Here is a 19,358-nt window from a genome sequence, read left to right on the forward strand (position 1 = left end):
TTCGGGGCGGTCGTCTGCCGATTCTCGGGGGGAACACATGAACTGGTTCATCGAGGTGCTCAGAAAGTACGCGGTCTTCAGCGGGAGGGCGCGTCGCCAGGAGTACTGGATGTTCACGCTGATCAGCTCGGTCCTCTATCTCGCTCTGTACCTCCTCGGTCTCGCCGTGGACTCGCAGGTGCCCCAGCTCCTCCTCAGCCTGGCCTTCTTCCTGCCGTCGCTGGCGGTCAGCGTGCGGCGGCTGCACGACACCGACCGGAGCGGCTGGTGGGTCCTCATCGGGATCGTCCCGTGTATCGGATTCATCGTCATGATCGTTTTCATGGCGACGGAGGGCCAGCAGGGCACCAACCGGTACGGCCCCGACCCGAAGGCCTATCCGGTGCAATCCTGACGCGCCAACTCCCCTGCGGGGGTTAGGTTGTTGGTCATTCAATGACCCGACCCCCCAGGGAGAGCCCCATGGCCGGCGACGCGCTCAGCCAGGACCCCGCCGAGCTGCGGCGGAGAATCGACACCACCAAGGCGCACCCGGCACGGGTCTACGACGTCTTCCTCGGTGGCAAGGACAACTACCCCGTGGACCGGGACGCGGCGGCCGCGGCGCTGGCCGCCAACCCGCGCGGCTACCTCGACGTCCGGCACAACCGTGACTTCATGCGCCGAGCGGTGACGACGCTGGCCACGGACGAAGGCATCCGCCAGTTCCTCGACATCGGCACCGGGCTGCCGACCGCGGAGAACGTCCACCAGATCGCCCAGGCGATCGTCCCCGACTCCCGGGTCGTGTACGTCGACAACGACCCCGTGGTGCTCGCCCACGCGCGCGCGTTGCTCACGAGCGGGCCCGAGGGGGCCACGGACTACATCGACGCCGACCTCACCTCACCGGCGGGGATCCTCGAACAGGCCGCGAAGACACTCGACTTCGACCAGCCCATCGCGCTGTGCCTGGTGGCGATCCTGCACTTCGTGGAGGACGACGAGGCCTACCCCGTGGTGCGCGAACTGGTGCGGGCGCTCCCCGCCGGCAGCCGGCTGGTCCTCAGCCATCTGACCGAGGACCTCAACCCCGCGAAGATCCGCGCGGTCCAGGAGACCTACACCAAGCGGGGGTTCACCTTCGTGCTGCGGTCCAAGGACCAGGTGGCGCGGTTCTTCGAGGAGAGCGGGCTCGTGATGGACGAGCCCGGGGTGGTGCCGGCGCACCACTGGCGGTTCTCGGCGGGCGCGCCGGTGCCCGAGGCGGTGGAGCCGCATGTGCTGGCCGGGATGGACGACATCGAGCGGGTCCGGTACCGCGACATCAACGACGTGACCGACGCGGACATCAACGTGTACGCGGCGGTGGGGCGCAAGGAGTAGGGCACCGCGGCCCCTCCCTCCGCCCCCCGATCACCCAGGGGTCAGCCCCCGGTCCCGAACCACGTCTCCGCCAACGAGTCCAGTGTCGGCGCGGGCGGGGCCGGGAGGCTGCGCAGATACCAGTTCAGGTCGCTGTAGACGTGCAGGAGGGTGTACGCCATCAGCTCGCGGGGGTCGAACGGGGGGTGACCGTAGGCCTCGTAGAAGAGCTTCAGGAGGGTGGGGTCGGCCCGGGTGAGGAAGAGGCCGACGCTGACGAAGTCGTAGGCGGGGTCGCCGACCATGGCCGGCTCGAAGTCGAAGAGGCCGGTCAGGCGCCAGCCGTCATGGGGGTCGACGGTGAGGTGCTCGCGCATGAACTCGGTGTGCAGCAGCACCGGGCGGCGCGCGGCGGGCAGGGGGACCGAGCGGAGGAAGTCCGGGATCTGTTCGAGCCAGGGGCCCGTGAGACCGCCGCTCTGCTGCTGTTCGACCGCCGCCGCGCGCTGGGCGGCGACGAACCTGCCCCAGTCCGGCGGCCCGGTGATCGGGACGACCGGCGAGGCGTCCAGAGCGTGCAGGGCGGCGAGGCCCTCGGCCGCCTCGACGATCACACGTTCCTGGTCGGCCCGGGGGATCCGGGGCCACACCTCGTTCAGGTCCTCGCCGGGCAGCCGGGACATCAGCACATAGCGCCAGCCGTTCTTGTACTGGTCCGCCGAGTGCAACCTGGGCGTCGGGATGGGGAGTTTGCCCCACAGGATCGACAACAGGCGGGCCTCGCGGACGGCTTCCACGGCTTCGAAACCCGGATACAGCTTGAGGACGAGGGCGTCGCCGACGGCGTACACCGGCAGCGAGCCCTCGGGGAAGCGCACGATCCGCGCGCCTGCGAGACCGAGCGAGCCGCAGAGATCCTGGGCGGCCGGTCGCAGCAGCGCCTCGTCACCGACGACTTCTTCCAATTCGTCGTTCGTGTCCACGCTGGGCAGCATGCGCGCAGCCTAGGGGGTGGCGGGGGCCGTCCGCATCGCGGAAATGGTGAATGTAGGGGGCACGTAGCTGTCTAGGGTGCGGGCAGGGACGGAGCCGTGCCGTTCCGGAGTCGCGAAGGAGCCGTGGGATGGGTGCCGTGGATGCCGAGCGTGCCGCGTATGACGTGGGGTTTGTCGCGAGAACGGGGGCCGGGGGCGGCCCGGGGGACGAGAGCGGGGCGGGCGCCGGGGCGCCCGTGCCCGGTTTGGCGGCGCGGGTCGCGGCCGTCGGGGGTTCCCCCGTTCGGGACATCCTCGCCGTCACCTCGCGTCCCGAAGTCGTCAACTTCGCGGGTGGACTGCCCGCGCCGGAGCTGTTCGACACGGAAGGGATAGCCGCCGCCTACCGCGATGTGCTCGCCGAGTCCGCGGGGCGCGCCCTGCAGTACGCGACGACCGAGGGCGAGCCGGTGCTCCGGACGGCGCTCGCCGCGCGCTACGGGGCGCGCGGGCTGGCGACCGGCGCGGACGACATTCTCGTCACCACCGGCTCGCAACAGGCGCTGTCGCTGCTCGCCACCGCGCTGCTGGAGCCGGGGGACGTCGTCCTGGTCGAGGATCCCTGCTATCTCGCGGCGCTCCAGGCGTTCCGGTTCGCGGGGGCGCGGGTGGTGGCCGTGCCGGGCGACGCGCACGGGGTGGACCCGGCGGCGCTGGAGGAGTCGGTGCTGCGGCACCGGCCCAAGCTCTTCTACACCGTCCCCACCTTCCAGAACCCGACCGGGCGCACGCTCCCCGCCGAGCGGCGGGCGGCCGTCGCCTCCGTGGCCGCCCGGCGCGGGCTGTGGATCGTCGAGGACGACCCGTACGGCGAACTCCGCTTCGAGGGCGACCGGGTGCCGTGGATCGCCTCGTACCCGGGAGCCGAGGACCGCACGGCGCTGCTGGGCTCCTTCTCCAAGGTCATGGCCCCCGGGATGCGGCTGGGCTGGCTGCGCGCGCCCGCGGCGCTGCGGCGGGCGTGCGCGGTCGCCAAGCAGGCGGCCGACCTGCACACGCCGACCGTCAACCAGCTCGCCGCCGCGCGGTATCTGGCCGACCGTGATCTGGACGCCCATGTCGGCCGGGTCGCCGACGCGTACCGGGAGCGGCGCGACACCATGCTCGCGGGCCTCGCCGGGGCGCTCCCGGAGGGCTCCACCTGGGACCGCCCCGAGGGCGGCATGTTCCTCTGGGCCCGCCTCCCGTCCACCCATGACACCGGCGCGCTGCTGCCGCGGGTCGTCGCGCGGGACGTGGCGTACGTGCCCGGGGCGCCCTTCTACGCCGGCGAGCCCGACCGGTCGACGCTGCGGCTGTGCTTCGTGACGCAGACACCGGAGGAGATCCGGGAGGGGCTGCGGCGGTTGGGGGCGGGGCTGCGGGGGTGAGGGCCGCGGGGGCGGGTGCCACGGGTGCGGGGTGCCGCCTCAGTCCCACCAGAAGGACCACAGGGGTGCGCCGAGGAGGGTGCGGGCGTAGGAACCGCGGGTGCCGTCGGTCGTGCCCTGCCAGATGTTGTCGGGGCAGAAGGCGAAGTGTTCGACCGCCAGGGCGTCGGCCTCGGCCTCGGTGGTGGGCGGGGCGGCCACCGACAGGACGAGCTGGTCGAATGTCAGGGCGACGACGCGTATGCCGAAGCGGTCCTCCCAGGAGCGCAGCACCGCGCAGAGCCTCGCCACGTCGTTCTCGTGGTTCAGCGGGCCGGTCCAGCCGATCGCCGCCGGGATGTCGGCGCTGCGGCGGGCGGGGACCAGGGCCAGGCGCGGGTCCGCCAGCCGTGACGGGTCCTTGGTGAGGGCGTCGGCGGTCTCGGCGGCATGGGCGTCCGGGTCGGCCGCCGCGCCCGGGGCGGACGCCGGCGCGTCGGTGAGGCCCGGCCAGTCGGGGTCCTCGGCGGTGGCGCAGGCGTCCCAGAACTCGGCCAGGACCTCGTCGGCGTCGTGGTCGCCGGGGTAGGACATCTCGCCGGGCAGCAGCTCCCACCCCTCCGGACCGCCCTGGCGGCCGCCGACGTCCAGCAGCACCGGGAGGAGCCCCGCCGTGCGGCGGGCGGGCTGGACGGCGGTCCAGGCGCCCGGCGTCGCCGCCTCGTCCGCGCACCACAGCAGGGGCTCGTGCCACGGGCCGTCGTCCGTGGTGTCGATCAACCTCCCCTGCGGAAGCGGGATCTCAAGCCCGAGCACGCGCCCGCTCGGGTCGGCCGCCAGCTGGGGCAGCGGGTTGGGAAGTGTCGCCATGCGGGTGACTGTAGGGGCCGCCACTGACAGCGGCCCGACCGGTGAGGTCGGACCGCCCCCGGCAGGTGCGGCGCCGCAGTGTCCCGAGGGGCACTGCCCGAAGAGACGATTCCGGCCAACTCGCGGGAAAAATAGGTTGGTTGCGCGGCACGGCACGGCGACGGGCACGGGCATCGGCATACGCCTCGTATCCGCCTCGTATCCGCCTCGGTATCTGTCTCGGCACCGGCATCCGCATCCGCTGTACGCATGCGCGTCGGCCGGCACCGGGCCCCGGTGTGCCGCGCACGTCACGATCCCCTCAGCGCCGGAAGGCTCCTCACCATGCGCACTCTCACCACCGCCGCCCGCACCTCGGTCCTCGCCACCGGCGTCGGCGCCCTGCTGTTCACCGGTGTCGCCGCCGGGGGCACCGCAGTGGCCGCCCCGCAGGCCCAGCCGGCCAAGCTCACGGTCAAGGAGTACCGGTCCTGGCTGATGAACAACGACGACCTCGCGGCCTCCCAGAAGGTCCTCAAGGCCTTCGACAAGCTGCCCGGGGCGAAGCAGCGCAAGTTCGTCGGCTATCTCCAGAACAGGGCCGTGACCAAGGCGTTCGTGCTGAGCTTCGCCGGAGGCGTGAAGAAGGGGAACACCAAGGAGGTCAGGTACAACGACGACGTCCGCTTCTCCGGCGTCGTCAAGGGCTCCAACCGGGTCGTCTCCGGCGGCCGGGACATCTCCCTGACCTTCACCGCCACCGAGCGCGTCTACGGCATCCCCGTCGTGACGCAGAAGGTCGACTTCAGCTACACGGTCAAGAACGGCGTCAAGGCGCGCAAGGTCAAGCGTTCCGTGGTCAACATGAACCGCGCCTTCGTCATCAAGCCGGTGAAGAACGCCGTCTCGGGCACTGGCACGATCACCGCCACCGTCACCTGGAACCTGGCCCCGCAGTACGGGTCGGTCGGCAAGGGCCCCCTCGTGAAGAAGCAGGCCATCACCAGCTTCGCCGGCCAGAAGTTCGGCGCACGCCTCTCGAACGCCTGAGCCGACCCGCAGCGACGGGCGTCCGCGACGGGCGCCGTGACGTGTGCCGTGACGTGTGCCGTGACGGAGAAGGGAGAGCGTGCGGCCGGTGTGCGGCCGCACGCTCTCCCTTTGTTCCGGCTACCGCTCAGAGCTTGTCGGGCGTCCTGATGCCCAGCAGGGACATGCCCCGGTGCAGGGTGCGGGCCGTCAGGTCGATCAGGAACAGACGGTTCTCCATCTGGGCCGGGGTGTCGGCCTTCAGGACCAGGCACTGGTCGTAGAACGTGGTCAGCAGGGTCGCCAGCTTGAAGAGGTACGCGGCCAGCTTGTGCGGCTCGTACGACTCCGCGACCTCGGCCAGGGTCTCGCCGAAGTGGTCCAGGTGGAGGCCCAACGCACGCTCCGCCGGGGCCAGTTCGAGCTCCGGGTGGGCGGTCGGACGGGCCTCGCCCGCCTTGCGGAGGATCGACTGGATACGGGCGTACGCGTACTGGAGGTAGACGGACGTGTCGCCGTTCAGCGAGACCATCTGGTCCAGGTCGAACTTGTAGTCCCGGACGGCCGAGGTCGACAGGTCGGCGTACTTGACCGCGCCGACGCCGACGTACCGGCCGTTCTCGACGATCTCCTGCTCCGTCAGGCCCACTTTCTCGGCCTTCTCCCGGACCACCGTCGTGGCACGGTCGATCGCCTCGTCGAGCAGGTCGACCAGGCGGACCGTCTCGCCCTCACGGGTCTTGAACGGCTTGCCGTCCTTGCCGAGGACCGTGCCGAAGGCCAGCTGGAACGCCTTGACGTCCTCGTCGTTCAGCCAGCCCGCCCGGCGCGCGGTCTCGAAGACCATCTTGAAGTGCAGGGACTGCCGGGCGTCGACGACGTACAGGAGGGAGTTCGCCTTGAGGTTGAAGACGCGGTCCCTGATGGCGGACAGGTCGGTGGCCGCGTAGCCGTAGCCGCCGTCCGACTTCTGCACGATCAGCGGGACCGGGTTGCCGTCGGGGCCCTTGACGTCCTCGAAGAAGACACACAGGGCGCCTTCCGAGCGGACGGCCACGCCCTGCTCCTCCAGGAGGCGGCAGGTCTCCGCGAGCATGTCGTTGTAGCCGGACTCGCCGACGATGTCGGCGTCCCGGATCTCCATGTCGAGTTTCTCGAAGACGGAGAAGAAGTAGATCTTCGACTCGTCGACGAACTTCTGCCACGTGGCGAGGGTGTGCGGGTCGCCTGCCTGGAGGTCGACCACCCTGCGGCGGGCCCGCGTCTTGAACTCCTCGTCGGAGTCGAAGAGCTTCCTGGCCGTCTTGTACAGCCGGTCCAGGTTCGACATGGCCTGCTCGCCGGACTTCTGGAGGTCCTCGCCCTCCCTGTGGTCCAGCTCGTGCGGGTGCTCGTCCAGATACTGGATCAGCATGCCGAACTGGGTGCCCCAGTCGCCGATGTGGTGCCTGCGGATCACGTTCTCGCCGGTGAACTCCAGGATCTGGACGACCGCGTCACCGATCACGGCGGACCGGAGGTGGCCGACGTGCATCTCCTTCGCCACGTTCGGCTGGGCGTAGTCGATGACCGTGGTGCCGGGGTGCTCCGCTGTGGGGACGCCGAGACGGCCGGTGTCGTCCGCGTACCGCGCGGCGAGGTTCTCGGTGATCGCGCCGTCGGTGAGCGTGATGTTGAGGAAGCCGGGGCCGGAGACCTCGATGTCGCCGATCAGCTCGCCGGACTCCACCCGGGCGACGACCTGGGTCGCCAGCTCCCTCGGGTTGGCCTTCGCCTTCTTGGCCAGCGCGAGGATCCCGTTCGCCTGGTAGTCCGCCCGGTCGCTGCGTCGCAGCAGCGGGTCGACTCCGTCGGCGTCCGGCAGGGCGGAGGCGAGGGCGGCGGCGAGGCGCGCGTTGACGGAGGCGGTGAGGGACGTGACCGAAGCCATCAGGGGGAGCCGTTTCTCCTTGGGGTACGGGTGGATGTCGTTCAGTATCCCATGGGGGGTAAAGGGGTTTTCTTGCGGCGAGTGGGGGGTGCCTTCCGGGGTGGGGGGGCGGTGCGTCGGTGGGTGCGCGTCCGGTGGGGCTTCTCGCGCAGTTCCCCGCGCCCCTGAAAAGCAGGGGCTGCGCCCTATGCTTTTCAGGCCCTCAGGGGCCTGGTCTTTTAGGGGCGCGGGGAACTGCGCGAGAAGCCCCACCGGGCCGGCAGCCGCCCACGCACCCGCACCCCCCGTTTATTGGGCGCCCGGTTCGACCCACGGAGTGAAAGGCTGGGAGAATGGCGCGGTCGCCCGGGACCGTAACCGGCGGCCATGGAAACTCCAGGAAAAAGAGGACGTGCCGATCGTGGCTCAGAGCACCGAGACCACCGACTGGGTCTCCCGTTTCGCGGATGAGGTCATCGAGGAGTCGGAGCGTCGGGCCCCGGGCAAACCCGTCGTCGTCGCCTCCGGGCTGTCGCCGTCCGGCCCGATCCACCTCGGCAACCTCCGCGAGGTCATGACCCCGCACCTCGTCGCCGACGAGATCCGCCGCCGCGGGCACCAGGTCCGTCACCTCATCTCCTGGGACGACTACGACCGCTACCGCAAGGTCCCGAACGGCGTCGACGGCGTCGACGGCTCCTGGGCCGAGCACATCGGCAAGCCGCTCACCTCCGTGCCCGCCCCCCGCGGCTCCGCCCACCCCAACTGGGCCGAGCACTTCAAGGCGGCCATGGTCGACGCGCTCGCCGAGATGGGCGTCGAGTTCGACGGGATCAGCCAGACCGCGCAGTACACCTCCGGCGTGTACCGCGAGCAGATCCTGCACGCCATGAAGCACCGCGGGGACATTGACGCGATCCTCGACCAGTACCGCACCAAGAAGGCCCCGGCCAAGAAGCAGCAGTCGCAGAAGCCGCTCGACGAGGCCGAGATCGAGGCCGCCGAGGGCTCCGGCGCCGCCGGCGAGGACGACGGCAGCTCCGGCGTGGCCGGGTACTTCCCGTACAAGCCCTACTGCGGCGGCTGCGGCAAGGACCTCACCACCGTCACCGCCTACGACGACGACACCACCGAGCTGACCTACACCTGCACCGCCTGCGGCTTCTCCGAGACCGTCGCGCTGAACGAGTTCGACCGCGGCAAGCTGGTCTGGAAGGTCGACTGGCCGATGCGGTGGGCGTACGAGGGCGTCGTCTTCGAGCCGAGCGGCGTCGACCACTCCTCGCCCGGGTCCAGCTTCCAGGTCGGCGGGCAGATCGTCGGGATCTTCGGCGGGAAGCAGCCCATCGGGCCGATGTACGCCTTCGTCGGCATCTCCGGCATGGCCAAGATGTCGTCGTCCAAGGGCGGTGTGCCCACGCCCGGCGACGCGCTGAAGATCATGGAGCCGCAGCTCCTGCGCTGGCTCTACGCCCGCCGTCGGCCCAACCAGTCGTTCAAGATCGCCTTCGACCAGGAGATCCAGCGGCTCTACGACGAGTGGGACAAGCTCGACGCCAAGGTCGAGGACGGGTCCGCACTGCCTGCCGACATCGCCGCGCACTCCCGCGCGGTGCGCACGGCCGCCGGTGAGCTGCCGCGCACGCCCCGCACGATGCCGTACCGGACCCTCGCGTCCGTCGCCGACATCACCGCGGGCGCCGAGGACCAGACCCTGCGCATCCTCAGCGAACTCGACCCCACCGACCCGCTCTCCGCCCTGGACGAGGTGCGGCCGCGGCTCGACAAGGCCGAGGCCTGGATCAACACCCAGGTCCCCGCCGACCAGCGGACCATCGTGCGCCAGGAGGCCGACGCCGAGCTGCTGAAGTCCCTCGACGAGGCGTCCCAGCAGTCGCTGCGGCTGCTGCTCGACGGGCTCGCCGAGCACTGGTCGCTCGACGGGCTCACGCACCTCGTCTACGGCGTGCCCAAGGTGCAGGCCGGCTTCTCGGCGGACGCCACGCCCAAGGAGCTGCCGGCGGAGATCAAGACGGCCCAGCGGTCGTTCTTCGCCCTGCTGTACCACCTGCTCGTCGGGCGGGACACGGGGCCGCGCCTGCCCACGCTGCTGCTGGCGGTGGGACAGGAGCGGGTGCGCGCCCTGCTCGGGGAGTAGGGCCGTAGGACTTCGTACGGAGAAGGGGGGCGCCTGGTGATCACCGGGCGCCCCCCTTCACGTGTGGGTGCCTGTCACGCGATGTGCTCGTCCGTCAGTTCCGCGTTGAGGCGGTTGGAGAAGCGATTCACCATGCGCTTGGCCTCGGCCTCCTCGAGTGTGACGCTGTACGTCGCCTCTATGTCGGCGATGAGGGCGCGCGGAGTCGGGGCCCCGTTCCCGCCCTTGGTGTTCTCACGGAAGACCTGGTAGTAGTCCTCCTCCGACGGCCCCGGGGTGCCGCCGCCCTCGCCCAGCTCACGCGTACGGTTCGGGCCGGCCGGGATGGGGAAGCTGCCGGTCTCCTCCGGAGAGGGTTCCGGGGACCGGAGGCCGGGCCCCTGCGGCTCGGGGCCCTGGAGCTCGGGGGCCTCGAACTGCTGCTGGAAGCGGGGGTCCCGGGGGTCCGGCTCGAAGCGACGGTACTGCTCGTACGCGCCGTTCTGTTCGTACTGCTCCGGGTCCTGGTCCTCGTACCACTCCCCGTACTGTTCCTCCGGCTCGTACGACGGGTCGTAGCCGCCCTGGTAGGGGACCTCCTGGGGGTGGCGAGCGTGGAGCCAGGGGCTTTCGTCGACCGGGGGCTCCTGCTCGGTGTGGCCCTGCCTCTGGTGCTCGGCGTGTTCCGGTCGCTGCTGGGTGGGGGTGCTCTCCAGCTCGGGGCGCTGCTCGCCGGGAGGTGCCGCCGCGCCCACCCGTGCCACCCCAGCGGCACGACTGCCCGCAGCGGGGGCGACCTCGACCTGCGGAACCGGCGGGAGCAGGGCCGGTTCTATGCCCGCCGCCGCCAGGCCCGCCGGGGCCGTCTCCGCCAGGGGGACGCCGTAGCGGGCCAGCCGCAGGGGCATCAGTGACTCCACCGGGGCCTTGCGGCGCCAGGCGCGGCCGTAGCGGGAGCGCAGGCGGGCCTGGTAGACGAGACGTTCCTGCTCCAGCTTGATCACCTGGTCGTAGGAGCGCAGCTCCCAGAGCTTCATCCGGCGCCAGAGCAGGAAGGTGGGGACGGGGGAGAGCAGCCAGCGGGTGAGGCGGACGCCCTCCATGTGCTTGTCGGCGGTGATGTCGGCGATCCGGCCGACCGCGTGCCGGGCCGCCTCGACCGAGACGACGAACAGGATCGGGATCACCGAGTGCATGCCCACGCCCAGCGGGTCCGGCCAGGCCGCCGCGCCGTTGAACGCGATCGTCGCCGCCGTCAGCAGCCACGCCGTCTGGCGGAGCAGCGGGAAGGGGATGCGGATCCAGGTCAGCAGGAGGTCCAGGGCGAGCAGGACACAGATGCCCGCGTCGATTCCGATCGGGAAGACGTATGAGAAGTTCCCGAAGCCCTTCTGGACCGCCAGTTCGCGTACCGCCGCGTACGAGCCCGCGAAGCCGATCCCGGCGATGATGACGGCGCCGAACACGACCACGCCGATGAGAACGCGGTGCATTCGAGTCAGCTGCATTGGCGCGGCCACCCGTACTCCCCTCCCCTTGCGTGTTGTTGCGCGCAACAGAGTGGCACATGTGTACGGCGAACGGGTTGCGGGATGGCATCGAGCCCGCCCCCCGCGGGGACCGGGCTCGCATGAACCACCAGGTGAGGCGCGGCTACGACTTGGTCTTCCGGCTGCCGGACGTGGACGAACCCGAGTCCGAATCGGAATCCGAGGCCTTGTCCGCGTCGGCGTCCCCGTCGGAACTCACGTCCGCGCCGGAACCGCCCGACGACGACTCCTTGGCCGCCTCCTTCGAGGGCTCCTTCGACGGAGCCTTGGAGGCGCTCTTCGACGGCGAGGGGGACGTCGACGCGTCCGTGCCGTCGTTCGCGTCCTCGATCGCCTCGATGGCGTCCTCGGCGGCGGACTTCGCGGACTTCAGCAGCGCGGCCGCGTCCGGGGTCTTCTCACCGGCCAGACCGGCACCGTTGTAGTCGACCGTGATGACCACGTTCTCCGTGCGCACCACGATCGTCTGCTGCTTGAAGGTGTCCCCGTCCTTCTTCAGGTCGTACTTGACCACCGTCGCCTGATCGCCCAGACCGGTCGCCGGCTCCGTCTTGACGTTCTTCGCGCCGTCCACGGCCTTCGCCGCGGTCACCTTCGACTCCAGCGCCTTGGCCGCGCGGTCCTCGCCCGGACCGTTCGCCGCGTCCGAGGCCAGCAGGTGCAGGGAGACGCTCAGCCAGCGGTACTGCGAGCCGTCCACACCGTTGTTGTCGAGGCTGATCCAGCGGCAGTCGCCGGTCACGTTCGCCTCGGACTTGTTGATCGCCTTGCCCGACTTCACGCCCTCGGGGACCAGCGACTTCAGCGTCTTGGCGGGGAACACCTCGCACGCGTCCGGCAGCGTCGCGTACTTCGCGGCGACGATCTCCGGCGTGGCGCTCTCCTTCACCGACTGCTCCGCGCCCGCCGGCGTCTCGTCACCGGAGGCGCTGTCGGAGCCGGAGTCCGAGGAGCAGCCGACCGCCAGCAGCAGCACCGGCACGACCGCCGCGCCCGCGAGAACCCGGGCCCGGCCCGGACGCCCGCGACGTCCGACACGCGTCACCGGCACCGAAGGCGCGATGCGCGGCGACTGATGCTGATCTGACTCTGCGGCTCGTTGCATGGTTCCTTCACAATCGGATCGGGTCTCCGAGAGGCCACCGTACGCGGTGAAGAAGAAGTGCGGTTCTGGTTCAGGCGGTTCACGTGTGGGCCCGAACCGCCCCCGGGCGGCCCTCAGTCGTCGAACGCCTCGGCCAGCCGCTCCGCCAGATTCCGGGCCCTGTCCTGCATTTCCTCGCTGTCCGGCACCGCCGTCGTGGTGGCCGGCTGCTCCTCGTACTCCACGGTCACGATCACGTTGGACGTGCGGAACACCACAGTCACGGTCCGCTGCCCGCTCGTTCCGAGGGCGTCGTCGAGGAACGCCTCGTCCCCGAGGCCGTCGAGCGTGCGCGGCTGGAGGGAGGCGGGGGTCCCGGAGGCGGAGGGGGCGGAGGAGCCGGCCGCACCAGAGGAACCGGACGAACCGGACGAACTGGCAGTGTTCGAGGTGTTCGAGGTGTTCGATGTCTTCGGGGAGCCGGGGGAAGGCGACGTGCCGGACGTGGTGGCCGAGGGCTTCGCCGACGTGTCGTCGGTGGTGTTCCCCGTCTCCGCCGGCTCGTCCGTCTCCTCGGCGTCCCCCTCCGTGGCGGTCGGTGTCGGCTCCGGCAGGTCGGCCGCCTCGACCTTCCCGCCGTAGACCTCCTGCGCCTTGCTGTCGTCGCTGACCCCGTTGCCCCACGACACGATGCGTTCGAAGTCGACGAAGAGATAGTGGGTGGAGTCCGGGGACTCCACCTTCCAGCGGCAGCCGGCCTTGTGGTCCGTGTCGTACGTCTGCGTCGCGTCGCCCTCGTACGCCTGCTCGCGCTGGGCCGCGCCGGGGAGTTGCCTGATACCGGGCAGGAGGGTGTCGAGGGTGCTCTGGTCGACCGATGCGCAGGGCTCCGGGAGCGTGGCGTAGCGGCCGGGCTGGGCGACGGTGGCCGAGGAGGTGGCCTCGCCCGGGCGGGGGTCGTCGGGGGAGGCGTCGTCGCTCGATCCCGTGCACGCGGCCAGCAGTGCCGCGAGGAGCACGGCGACGCCGGGTACGTACGCCTTCCGCTGCACGGTGGGGCTCCTCTCGACGGGGTCCCTCGGGACGCCTGCGCAGTCCTGCCTGTGGTTATTCACTTGCCGCCCGGGGGTGACCCCCGGGCACCATGTGTATCGCACGCACTGCTGTGAACGCCGGTCCGGTATCCCATTCGTAGACCTTGGCGACGGTTTTGCGTTCTGTGACTTTGATGGGTTTTACAGGGGGATGAGGGCGAAATGTCGTACGTCGAGATACCGGGTGCGAAGGTACCCATCCGTCTGTGGACCGACCCCGCGTCGGTGGAGGAGGGGGCGCTCCAGCAGCTCCGCAACGTCGCCACGCTCCCCTGGATCAAGGGCCTCGCCGTCATGCCGGACGTGCACTACGGCAAGGGCGCGACGGTCGGGTCCGTCATCGCCATGCGGGGGGCGGTGTGTCCGGCGGCGGTGGGCGTCGACATCGGCTGCGGGATGTCGGCGGTGAAGACGTCCCTGACGGCCAATGACCTTCCCGGCGACCTGTCCCGGCTGCGTTCCAAGGTCGAGCAGGCGATCCCGGTGGGCCGGGGGATGCACGCCGACCCGGTCGACCCCGGGCAGCTCCACGGATTCACGACCGGCGGGTGGGACGGGTTCTGGGGGCGGTTCGACGGGGTGGCGGAGGCGGTCAAATTCCGTCAGGACCGGGCGGGGAAGCAGATGGGAACGCTCGGAGGCGGCAACCACTTTGTCGAAATCTGCACGGATACGACTGGTGCCGTCTGGTTGATGCTGCACTCCGGCTCCCGGAACATCGGCAAGGAGCTGGCGGAGCATCACATCGGCATCGCCCAGAAGCTCCCGCACAACCAGGGGCTGGTCGACCGCGACCTCGCCGTCTTCATCGCGGACACCCCGCAGATGGCGGCGTACCGCAACGACCTGTTCTGGGCGCAGGAGTACGCGAAGTACAACCGATCGATCATGATGGCGCTCCTCAAGGACGTCGTCCGCAGGGAGTTCAAGAAGGCGAAGCCGACCTTCGAGCCCGAGATCAGCGCCCACCACAACTACGTGGCCGAGGAGCGCTACGACGGCATGGACCTCCTGGTGACCCGTAAGGGCGCGATCCGCGCGGGCTCCGGTGAGTACGGGATCATCCCGGGCTCGATGGGCACCGGTTCGTACATCGTGAAGGGTCTCGGCAACGAGAAGGCGTTCAACTCGGCCTCGCACGGCGCCGGTCGGCGGATGAGCCGGACGGCGGCGAAGCGCCGCTTCTCGACGAAGGACCTGGAGGAGCAGACGCGGGGCGTGGAGTGCCGCAAGGACTCCGGAGTCGTCGACGAGATTCCGGGCGCCTACAAGCCGATCGAGCAGGTCATCGACCAGCAGCGGGATCTGGTGCAGGTGGTGGCGAAGCTCAAGCAGGTCGTGTGTGTGAAGGGCTGAGCCCGGACCGCGGCGCGGCGCCGGTCGGCGGGCGGGACCGACCGGCGCACCGGCCTGCGCGGAAGGCCGTGGCAGGCTGAGGGCATGGTCGTCGCCCGTTCCGCCGCTCTGTTCCTGCTTGCCGCGTTGTTCGAGATCGGTGGCGCCTGGCTGGTGTGGCAGGGGGTGCGGGAGCACCGGGGGTGGGTGTGGATCGGGGCCGGGGTCGTGGCGCTGGGGGCGTACGGGTTCGTGGCGACGTTCCAGCCGGACGCGCACTTCGGGCGGATCCTCGCCGCGTACGGGGGGATCTTCGTCGTCGGGTCGATCGCCTGGGGGATGGTCGCGGACGGCTACCGGCCCGACCGCTGGGACGTGACGGGCGCGCTGATCTGCCTCGCGGGCATGGCCGTGATCATGTACGCGCCGAGGGGCGGCTGACCGCGCCCGACGGGGCGGGGGCCGTCCGCTATGAGGGCTGTGCCATCTCCTCGGGCAGCAGGCCGAGTTGGTTCAGGAAGTCCAGCTGGTCGAAGTAGAGCCGGTAGCTGACGATCTGGCCGTCACGGACGGTGGCGAAGTCCACGCCGCGCATGCTGATGTCCTTGTGCGTGGCGGGCATGGACGTGCCGTCGGGGAACGCCAGCGGGCCGGTGTTCGTGCCGCTGAAGACGCCCTCGTCGATGGCGGTGTCGCCGACCTCGAAGGACGCCAGCGACTCGTACCGCGCCTCGGGCATGGCGTCCGTCATCTGCTGCCAGTACTCGGCGATGGCGTCCCGGCCGTGGAGTTCTCCGCCGTCGGGGGTGTGGGCGACCGCGTCCTCCGCGAACAGGTTCGCGACGGTCTTGGGGTCCTGGTGTGTGGTGAGCGCCTCGGTGAGCTGGTCCATCAGCTCGCGGGCCTGTCCCATGATCCACCTCCTGTACCGGGGATCACCTCTCTCATTGTCGCACCGCCCGCCTATCCTGGCCGGGCAGAGACCGACGTTCGATCCGTACCGCCCCAGGAGCAGCTCATGGCCACCGCCGTACCGTCCGCCGCGTCCCGCATCGCCGTCGTCACCGGTGCGAGCAGCGGGATCGGCGCCGCCACGGCCCGGCAGCTCGCCGCGGCCGGGTACCGGGTGGTGCTCACCGCGCGGCGCAAGGACCGGATCGAGGCGCTGGCCGAGGAGATCAACAAGGGCGGCGGGCAGGCCACGGCGTACCCGCTGGACGTCACGGACCGCGCGGCGGTGGACGAGTTCGCGTCCGCGTTCAAGACGATCGGCGTGCTGGTCAACAACGCGGGCGGCGCGCTCGGCGCCGACCCGGTGGCCACGGGCGACCCGGCCGACTGGCGCACGATGTACGAGACGAACGTCATCGGCACGCTCCATGTCACCCAGGCCCTGCTGCCCGCGCTGACCGCGAGCGGTGACGGCACGGTGGTCGTGGTCTCGTCGACGGCCGGGCACGGGACGTACGAGGGCGGCGCGGGCTATGTCGCCGCCAAGCACGGCGCGCACGTCCTCGCGGAGACGCTGCGGCTGGAGATCGTCGGGACGCCGGTGCGGGTGATCGAGGTCGCGCCCGGCATGGTGAAGACGGACGAGTTCGCGCTGACCCGCTTCGGCGGCGACACGGCGAAGGCGGCGAGTGTCTACGAGGGCGTCGCGGAGCCGCTGACCGCCGACGACGTCGCCGACACCATCACCTGGGCGGTCACCCGGCCCAGCCATGTGAACGTCGACCTTCTCGTCCTGCGCCCCCGCGCCCAGGCCTCCAACACCAAGGTCCACCGGGAGTCGTGATGGCGGCCGAGGAGGCCCCGGCTCCCGACGGCGAGCTGACGCCCGAGAAGCGCCGGCTCGCCGAGGAGAAGAAGAACGAGCGGTATGTGTGGTGGTACCTCGCGTACTTCCTCTTCGGCATCCACCTCGTGGCGTTCGTGATGATCTACGCGGTCATGCACGCGAAGTAGGTCCGCCGGGGGAGACCGCCTGCGCGTACGCCGTCGGCGGCACCCCCACCGTCGCCGTGAAGTCGCGGACGAGGTGGGCCTGGTCGGCGTAGCCGAGGTCGGCGGCGAGGGCGGCCCAGTCGATCGCCCGGTCGGTCTCGGCGCGTTCCAGGGCCTCGTGGATGCGGTAGCGCAGGATGACCCACTTCGGGCCCACGCCCACGTACGCGGAGAACAGCCGCTGCAGGACGCGTACGGAGACGCCCTCGGCGCGCGCGAAGTCGGTGACGCGGCGGACGGCGCGGTCGGTGCGGATGCGGTCGACGAGGGCCATGGCGAGGTCGGCCTGTGGGTCGGGGCGCGGGCGGAGCCCGGTCAGGAACGTGTCGAGGGCGGTGACGCGGGTGTCCTCGTCGTCGGGGGTGAGGATCGCGGCCGGAGTGACGGCGGTGTCGGGGTACGCCTCGGGCAGGCGTACCCGGCGGCCGGTCCAGTGGGTCGCGGGAAGGGCCGGGGCGAAGGGGCGGAAGCCGCCGGGGCGGAACTGGATGCCGCAGACCCGGCCCCTGCCCTCCAGTTTCCGGGTGAAGAGGGTGTGGCCGATGCCGGAGATCTCCGCGAAGGGTTCCTGTCCCTCGTACCGCTGGAAGACGATGTTCACCGAGGGGTGCGGGACGACCCGGGAGACGTACGGCTCGGGCAGGTCCCAGTCGATCAGCCAGTAGTGCTCCAGGTACGGGCGCAGTGGCTCGGCGGGTTCGCGGCGGCGGAAGCGGACCCGGGCGAAGAGCTCGGGGGCGTCGACGATGCCTCGGGTGTCACGGCGTGGGGCGGCCATGGGGCGATCGTAGGGACCACCACTGACAGCGGGCGCCCGCCGAGTGGGGCCGCCTCCGCGACAGCCGGAATAGAGGGAGCGGTGTCGTCGTTCAGGGGTATAGTTGAATCGTAAACAACCTGGAGAGGGTGGCAGCGATGATGCAGTTCGGGATCTTCAGCGTCGGTGATGTGACGCCGGACCCCACCACGGGCCGGGCGCCGACCGAGCGCGAGCGCATCAAGGCCATGGTCGCGATCGCGCTGAAGGCGGAGGAGGTCGGCCTCGACGTCTTCGCCACCGGTGAGCACCACAACCCGCCGTTCGTGCCGTCCTCGCCGACCACGATGCTCGGCTATGTCGCCGCGCGCACCGAGAAGCTGATCCTCTCCACCTCCACGACGCTCATCACCACCAACGACCCGGTGAAGATCGCCGAGGACTTCGCGATGCTCCAGCACCTGGCCGACGGCCGGGTGGACCTGATGATGGGGCGCGGCAACACCGGCCCGGTCTACCCGTGGTTCGGGCAGGACATCCGGCAGGGCATCAACCTCGCCGTCGAGAACTACGCGCTGCTGCGCCGGCTCTGGCGCGAGGACGTCGTCACCTGGGAGGGCAAGTTCCGCACGCCGCTCCAGGGCTTCACCTCCACGCCGCGCCCGCTGGACGGCGTACCGCCGTTCGTGTGGCACGGCTCCATCCGCTCGCCCGAGATCGCCGAGCAGGCCGCGTACTACGGCGACGGCTTCTTCCACAACAACATCTTCTGGCCGGCCGAGCACACCCAGCGCATGATCGAGCTGTACCGGCAGCGGTACGCCCACTACGGGCACGGCACGCCCGAACAGGCGATCGTGGGCCTCGGCGGCCACATCTTCATGCGGAAGAACTCGCAGGACGCGGTACGGGAGTTCCGGCCGTACTTCGACGTCGCGCCGGTCTACGGCAACGGGCCCTCCCTGGAGGACTTCGCCGACCAGACGCCGCTCACGGTCGGTTCGCCGCAGCAGGTGATCGAGAAGACGCTGGCGTTCCGCGAGTACGCCGGTGACTACCAGCGGCAGCTGTTCCTGGTCGACCACGCGGGGCTGCCGCTGAAGACCGTCCTGGAGCAGCTCGACATGCTCGGCGAGGAGGTCGTTCCGGTGCTGCGGGAGGAGTTCGCGAAGGGGCGGCCGGCGGACGTGCCGGACGCGCCGACCCACGACTCGCTGCTGGACGCGGCGGGGAACAAGGACGCGGACGCGGAGAAGAAGGAGAGCGTGTCGTGAAGCTTGTCGTCGTCTCGGCGGGGTTGAGTGTGCCCTCGTCCACACGGCTGCTGGGCGACCGGCTCGCCGCCGCCGTGGTCGGGCAGGACGCGTCCGTCGAGGTCCAGGTCGTCGAACTGCGGGACCTCGCGGTGGAGATCGCGCACCACTTCACGAACGGGTTCCCGGGTCGGCGGCTCGCCACCGCGCTGGACGCGGTGGCGGGGGCGGACGGGCTCGTGGTGGTGACGCCGGTGTTCTCGGCGTCCTACAGCGGGCTGTTCAAGTCCTTCTTCGACGTGCTGGACCGGGACGCGCTGGCCGGGAAGCCGGTGCTGATCGCCGCGACCGGGGGGTCGGCCCGGCATTCGCTGGTGCTGGAGCACGCGCTGCGGCCGTTGTTCGCGTATCTGCGGGCTGTTGTCGTGCCTACGGGGGTGTACGCCGCGTCGGAGGACTGGGGCGCGGAGGGGCTGGCCGGGCGGATCGAGCGGGCGGGGTCGGAGTTGGCCGGGTTGATGACCGGGCTGTCCCGGCGGGTGACTGTCGAGCCGGTCGAGCCGGTCGAGCCCGATGGGTTCGTCGTCGTTCCCTTCGAGGAGCGGCTGGCGGCGCTTCAGGGCTGAGATT

Annotated in this window: 19 protein-coding genes; 11 read left to right on the forward strand and 8 right to left on the reverse strand. The window is 70.6% G+C overall.

Annotated elements, in window-relative coordinates; genetic code table 11:
• Window positions 1-37: 37 nt before the first annotated feature.
• Window positions 38-394, forward strand: a complete 357-nt coding sequence (locus HW837_RS20010; protein ID WP_045559283.1) for a DUF805 domain-containing protein — start codon at window positions 38-40, stop codon at window positions 392-394.
• 68 nt (window positions 395-462) lie between these two features.
• Entirely contained in the window at window positions 463-1,365 is a 903-nt protein-coding gene (locus tag HW837_RS20015) for an SAM-dependent methyltransferase (RefSeq protein ID WP_045559284.1), read from the forward strand.
• 41 nt (window positions 1,366-1,406) lie between these two features.
• Here HW837_RS20015 and HW837_RS20020 read toward each other — a convergent pair whose 3' ends face one another.
• Window positions 1,407-2,339 carry a phosphotransferase family protein gene (locus HW837_RS20020; protein ID WP_045559285.1) on the reverse strand — a complete coding sequence of 311 codons (933 nt, stop codon included), beginning with the start codon at window positions 2,337-2,339 and terminating at the stop codon, window positions 1,407-1,409.
• A gap of 128 nt (window positions 2,340-2,467) precedes the next feature.
• Here HW837_RS20020 and HW837_RS20025 point away from each other — a divergent pair, with 128 nt between their 5' ends.
• Entirely contained in the window at window positions 2,468-3,748 is a 1,281-nt protein-coding gene (locus HW837_RS20025; RefSeq protein ID WP_045559286.1) for an aminotransferase-like domain-containing protein, read from the forward strand.
• A gap of 39 nt (window positions 3,749-3,787) precedes the next feature.
• On the opposite strand, the gene HW837_RS20030 is transcribed toward HW837_RS20025, so the two are convergent.
• Complete coding sequence (locus HW837_RS20030; protein ID WP_045559287.1) at window positions 3,788-4,597, reverse strand: DUF4253 domain-containing protein; 810 nt, start codon at window positions 4,595-4,597, stop codon at window positions 3,788-3,790.
• 324 nt (window positions 4,598-4,921) lie between these two features.
• On the opposite strand from HW837_RS20030, the gene HW837_RS20035 reads away from it, so the two are divergent.
• Window positions 4,922-5,626, forward strand: a complete 705-nt coding sequence (locus HW837_RS20035; RefSeq protein ID WP_045559288.1) for a hypothetical protein — start codon at window positions 4,922-4,924, stop codon at window positions 5,624-5,626.
• 127 nt (window positions 5,627-5,753) lie between these two features.
• Here HW837_RS20035 and argS read toward each other — a convergent pair whose 3' ends face one another.
• Window positions 5,754-7,535: an arginine--tRNA ligase gene (argS, locus tag HW837_RS20040; protein ID WP_193381975.1), complete on the reverse strand. Its 1,782-nt coding sequence runs from the start codon at window positions 7,533-7,535 to the stop codon at window positions 5,754-5,756.
• A 391-nt stretch (window positions 7,536-7,926) separates the two neighbouring features.
• Between argS and lysS the strand changes: the two genes are divergently transcribed.
• Window positions 7,927-9,672 carry a lysine--tRNA ligase gene (lysS, locus tag HW837_RS20045; RefSeq protein WP_193381976.1) on the forward strand — a complete coding sequence of 582 codons (1,746 nt, stop codon included), beginning with the start codon at window positions 7,927-7,929 and terminating at the stop codon, window positions 9,670-9,672.
• Window positions 9,673-9,746: 74 nt separating this feature from the next.
• Here lysS and HW837_RS20050 read toward each other — a convergent pair whose 3' ends face one another.
• The 3 genes from HW837_RS20050 to HW837_RS20060 all read right to left on the reverse strand — a co-directional run bounded on the left by HW837_RS20050 (window position 9,747) and on the right by HW837_RS20060 (window position 13,337).
• Window positions 9,747-11,171, reverse strand: a complete 1,425-nt coding sequence (locus HW837_RS20050) for a DUF2637 domain-containing protein (protein ID WP_177261813.1) — start codon at window positions 11,169-11,171, stop codon at window positions 9,747-9,749.
• A gap of 133 nt (window positions 11,172-11,304) precedes the next feature.
• Complete coding sequence (locus HW837_RS20055; protein ID WP_045559292.1) at window positions 11,305-12,246, reverse strand: hypothetical protein; 942 nt, start codon at window positions 12,244-12,246, stop codon at window positions 11,305-11,307.
• A 173-nt stretch (window positions 12,247-12,419) separates the two neighbouring features.
• A complete protein-coding gene (locus HW837_RS20060; protein WP_045559293.1) occupies window positions 12,420-13,337 on the reverse strand; it encodes a hypothetical protein in 918 nt (305 codons plus the stop codon).
• A gap of 204 nt (window positions 13,338-13,541) precedes the next feature.
• Here HW837_RS20060 and HW837_RS20065 point away from each other — a divergent pair, with 204 nt between their 5' ends.
• Entirely contained in the window at window positions 13,542-14,735 is a 1,194-nt protein-coding gene (locus HW837_RS20065; RefSeq protein WP_045559294.1) for an RtcB family protein, read from the forward strand.
• Window positions 14,736-14,819: 84 nt separating this feature from the next.
• A complete protein-coding gene (locus tag HW837_RS20070; protein ID WP_093789530.1) occupies window positions 14,820-15,155 on the forward strand; it encodes a YnfA family protein in 336 nt (111 codons plus the stop codon).
• A gap of 28 nt (window positions 15,156-15,183) precedes the next feature.
• On the opposite strand, the gene HW837_RS20075 is transcribed toward HW837_RS20070, so the two are convergent.
• On the reverse strand, window positions 15,184-15,627 hold the full coding sequence (locus tag HW837_RS20075) for an ester cyclase (protein ID WP_045559296.1): 444 nt from the start codon (window positions 15,625-15,627) through the stop codon (window positions 15,184-15,186).
• Between the two features lie 105 nt (window positions 15,628-15,732).
• On the opposite strand from HW837_RS20075, the gene HW837_RS20080 reads away from it, so the two are divergent.
• Both HW837_RS20080 and HW837_RS20085 read left to right on the forward strand, forming a co-directional pair.
• Window positions 15,733-16,509: an SDR family NAD(P)-dependent oxidoreductase gene (locus HW837_RS20080; RefSeq protein ID WP_045559297.1), complete on the forward strand. Its 777-nt coding sequence runs from the start codon at window positions 15,733-15,735 to the stop codon at window positions 16,507-16,509.
• Entirely contained in the window at window positions 16,509-16,679 is a 171-nt protein-coding gene (locus HW837_RS20085; protein WP_177261811.1) for a hypothetical protein, read from the forward strand. The genes HW837_RS20080 and HW837_RS20085 overlap by 1 nt, the downstream gene beginning before the upstream one ends.
• Here the strand turns inward: HW837_RS20085 and HW837_RS20090 are convergent.
• Window positions 16,663-17,496 (reverse strand): helix-turn-helix transcriptional regulator, encoded by an 834-nt coding sequence (locus tag HW837_RS20090; RefSeq protein ID WP_193381977.1) that lies wholly within the window; start codon window positions 17,494-17,496, stop codon window positions 16,663-16,665. The two genes, HW837_RS20085 and HW837_RS20090, sit on opposite strands and share 17 nt — an antisense overlap.
• A 140-nt stretch (window positions 17,497-17,636) precedes the next feature.
• On the opposite strand from HW837_RS20090, the gene HW837_RS20095 reads away from it, so the two are divergent.
• Together HW837_RS20095 and HW837_RS20100 are read left to right on the forward strand one after the other, a co-directional pair.
• Window positions 17,637-18,749: an LLM class flavin-dependent oxidoreductase gene (locus HW837_RS20095; protein WP_193381994.1), complete on the forward strand. Its 1,113-nt coding sequence runs from the start codon at window positions 17,637-17,639 to the stop codon at window positions 18,747-18,749.
• Entirely contained in the window at window positions 18,746-19,354 is a 609-nt protein-coding gene (locus HW837_RS20100; protein WP_093789528.1) for an FMN reductase, read from the forward strand. Before HW837_RS20095 ends, HW837_RS20100 begins: the two co-directional genes overlap by 4 nt.
• Window positions 19,355-19,358: the final 4 nt, after the last annotated feature.

This window comes from Streptomyces caniscabiei, from assembly GCF_014930365.1.
Taxonomy (GTDB): Bacteria; Actinomycetota; Actinomycetes; order Streptomycetales; family Streptomycetaceae; genus Streptomyces; species Streptomyces caniscabiei.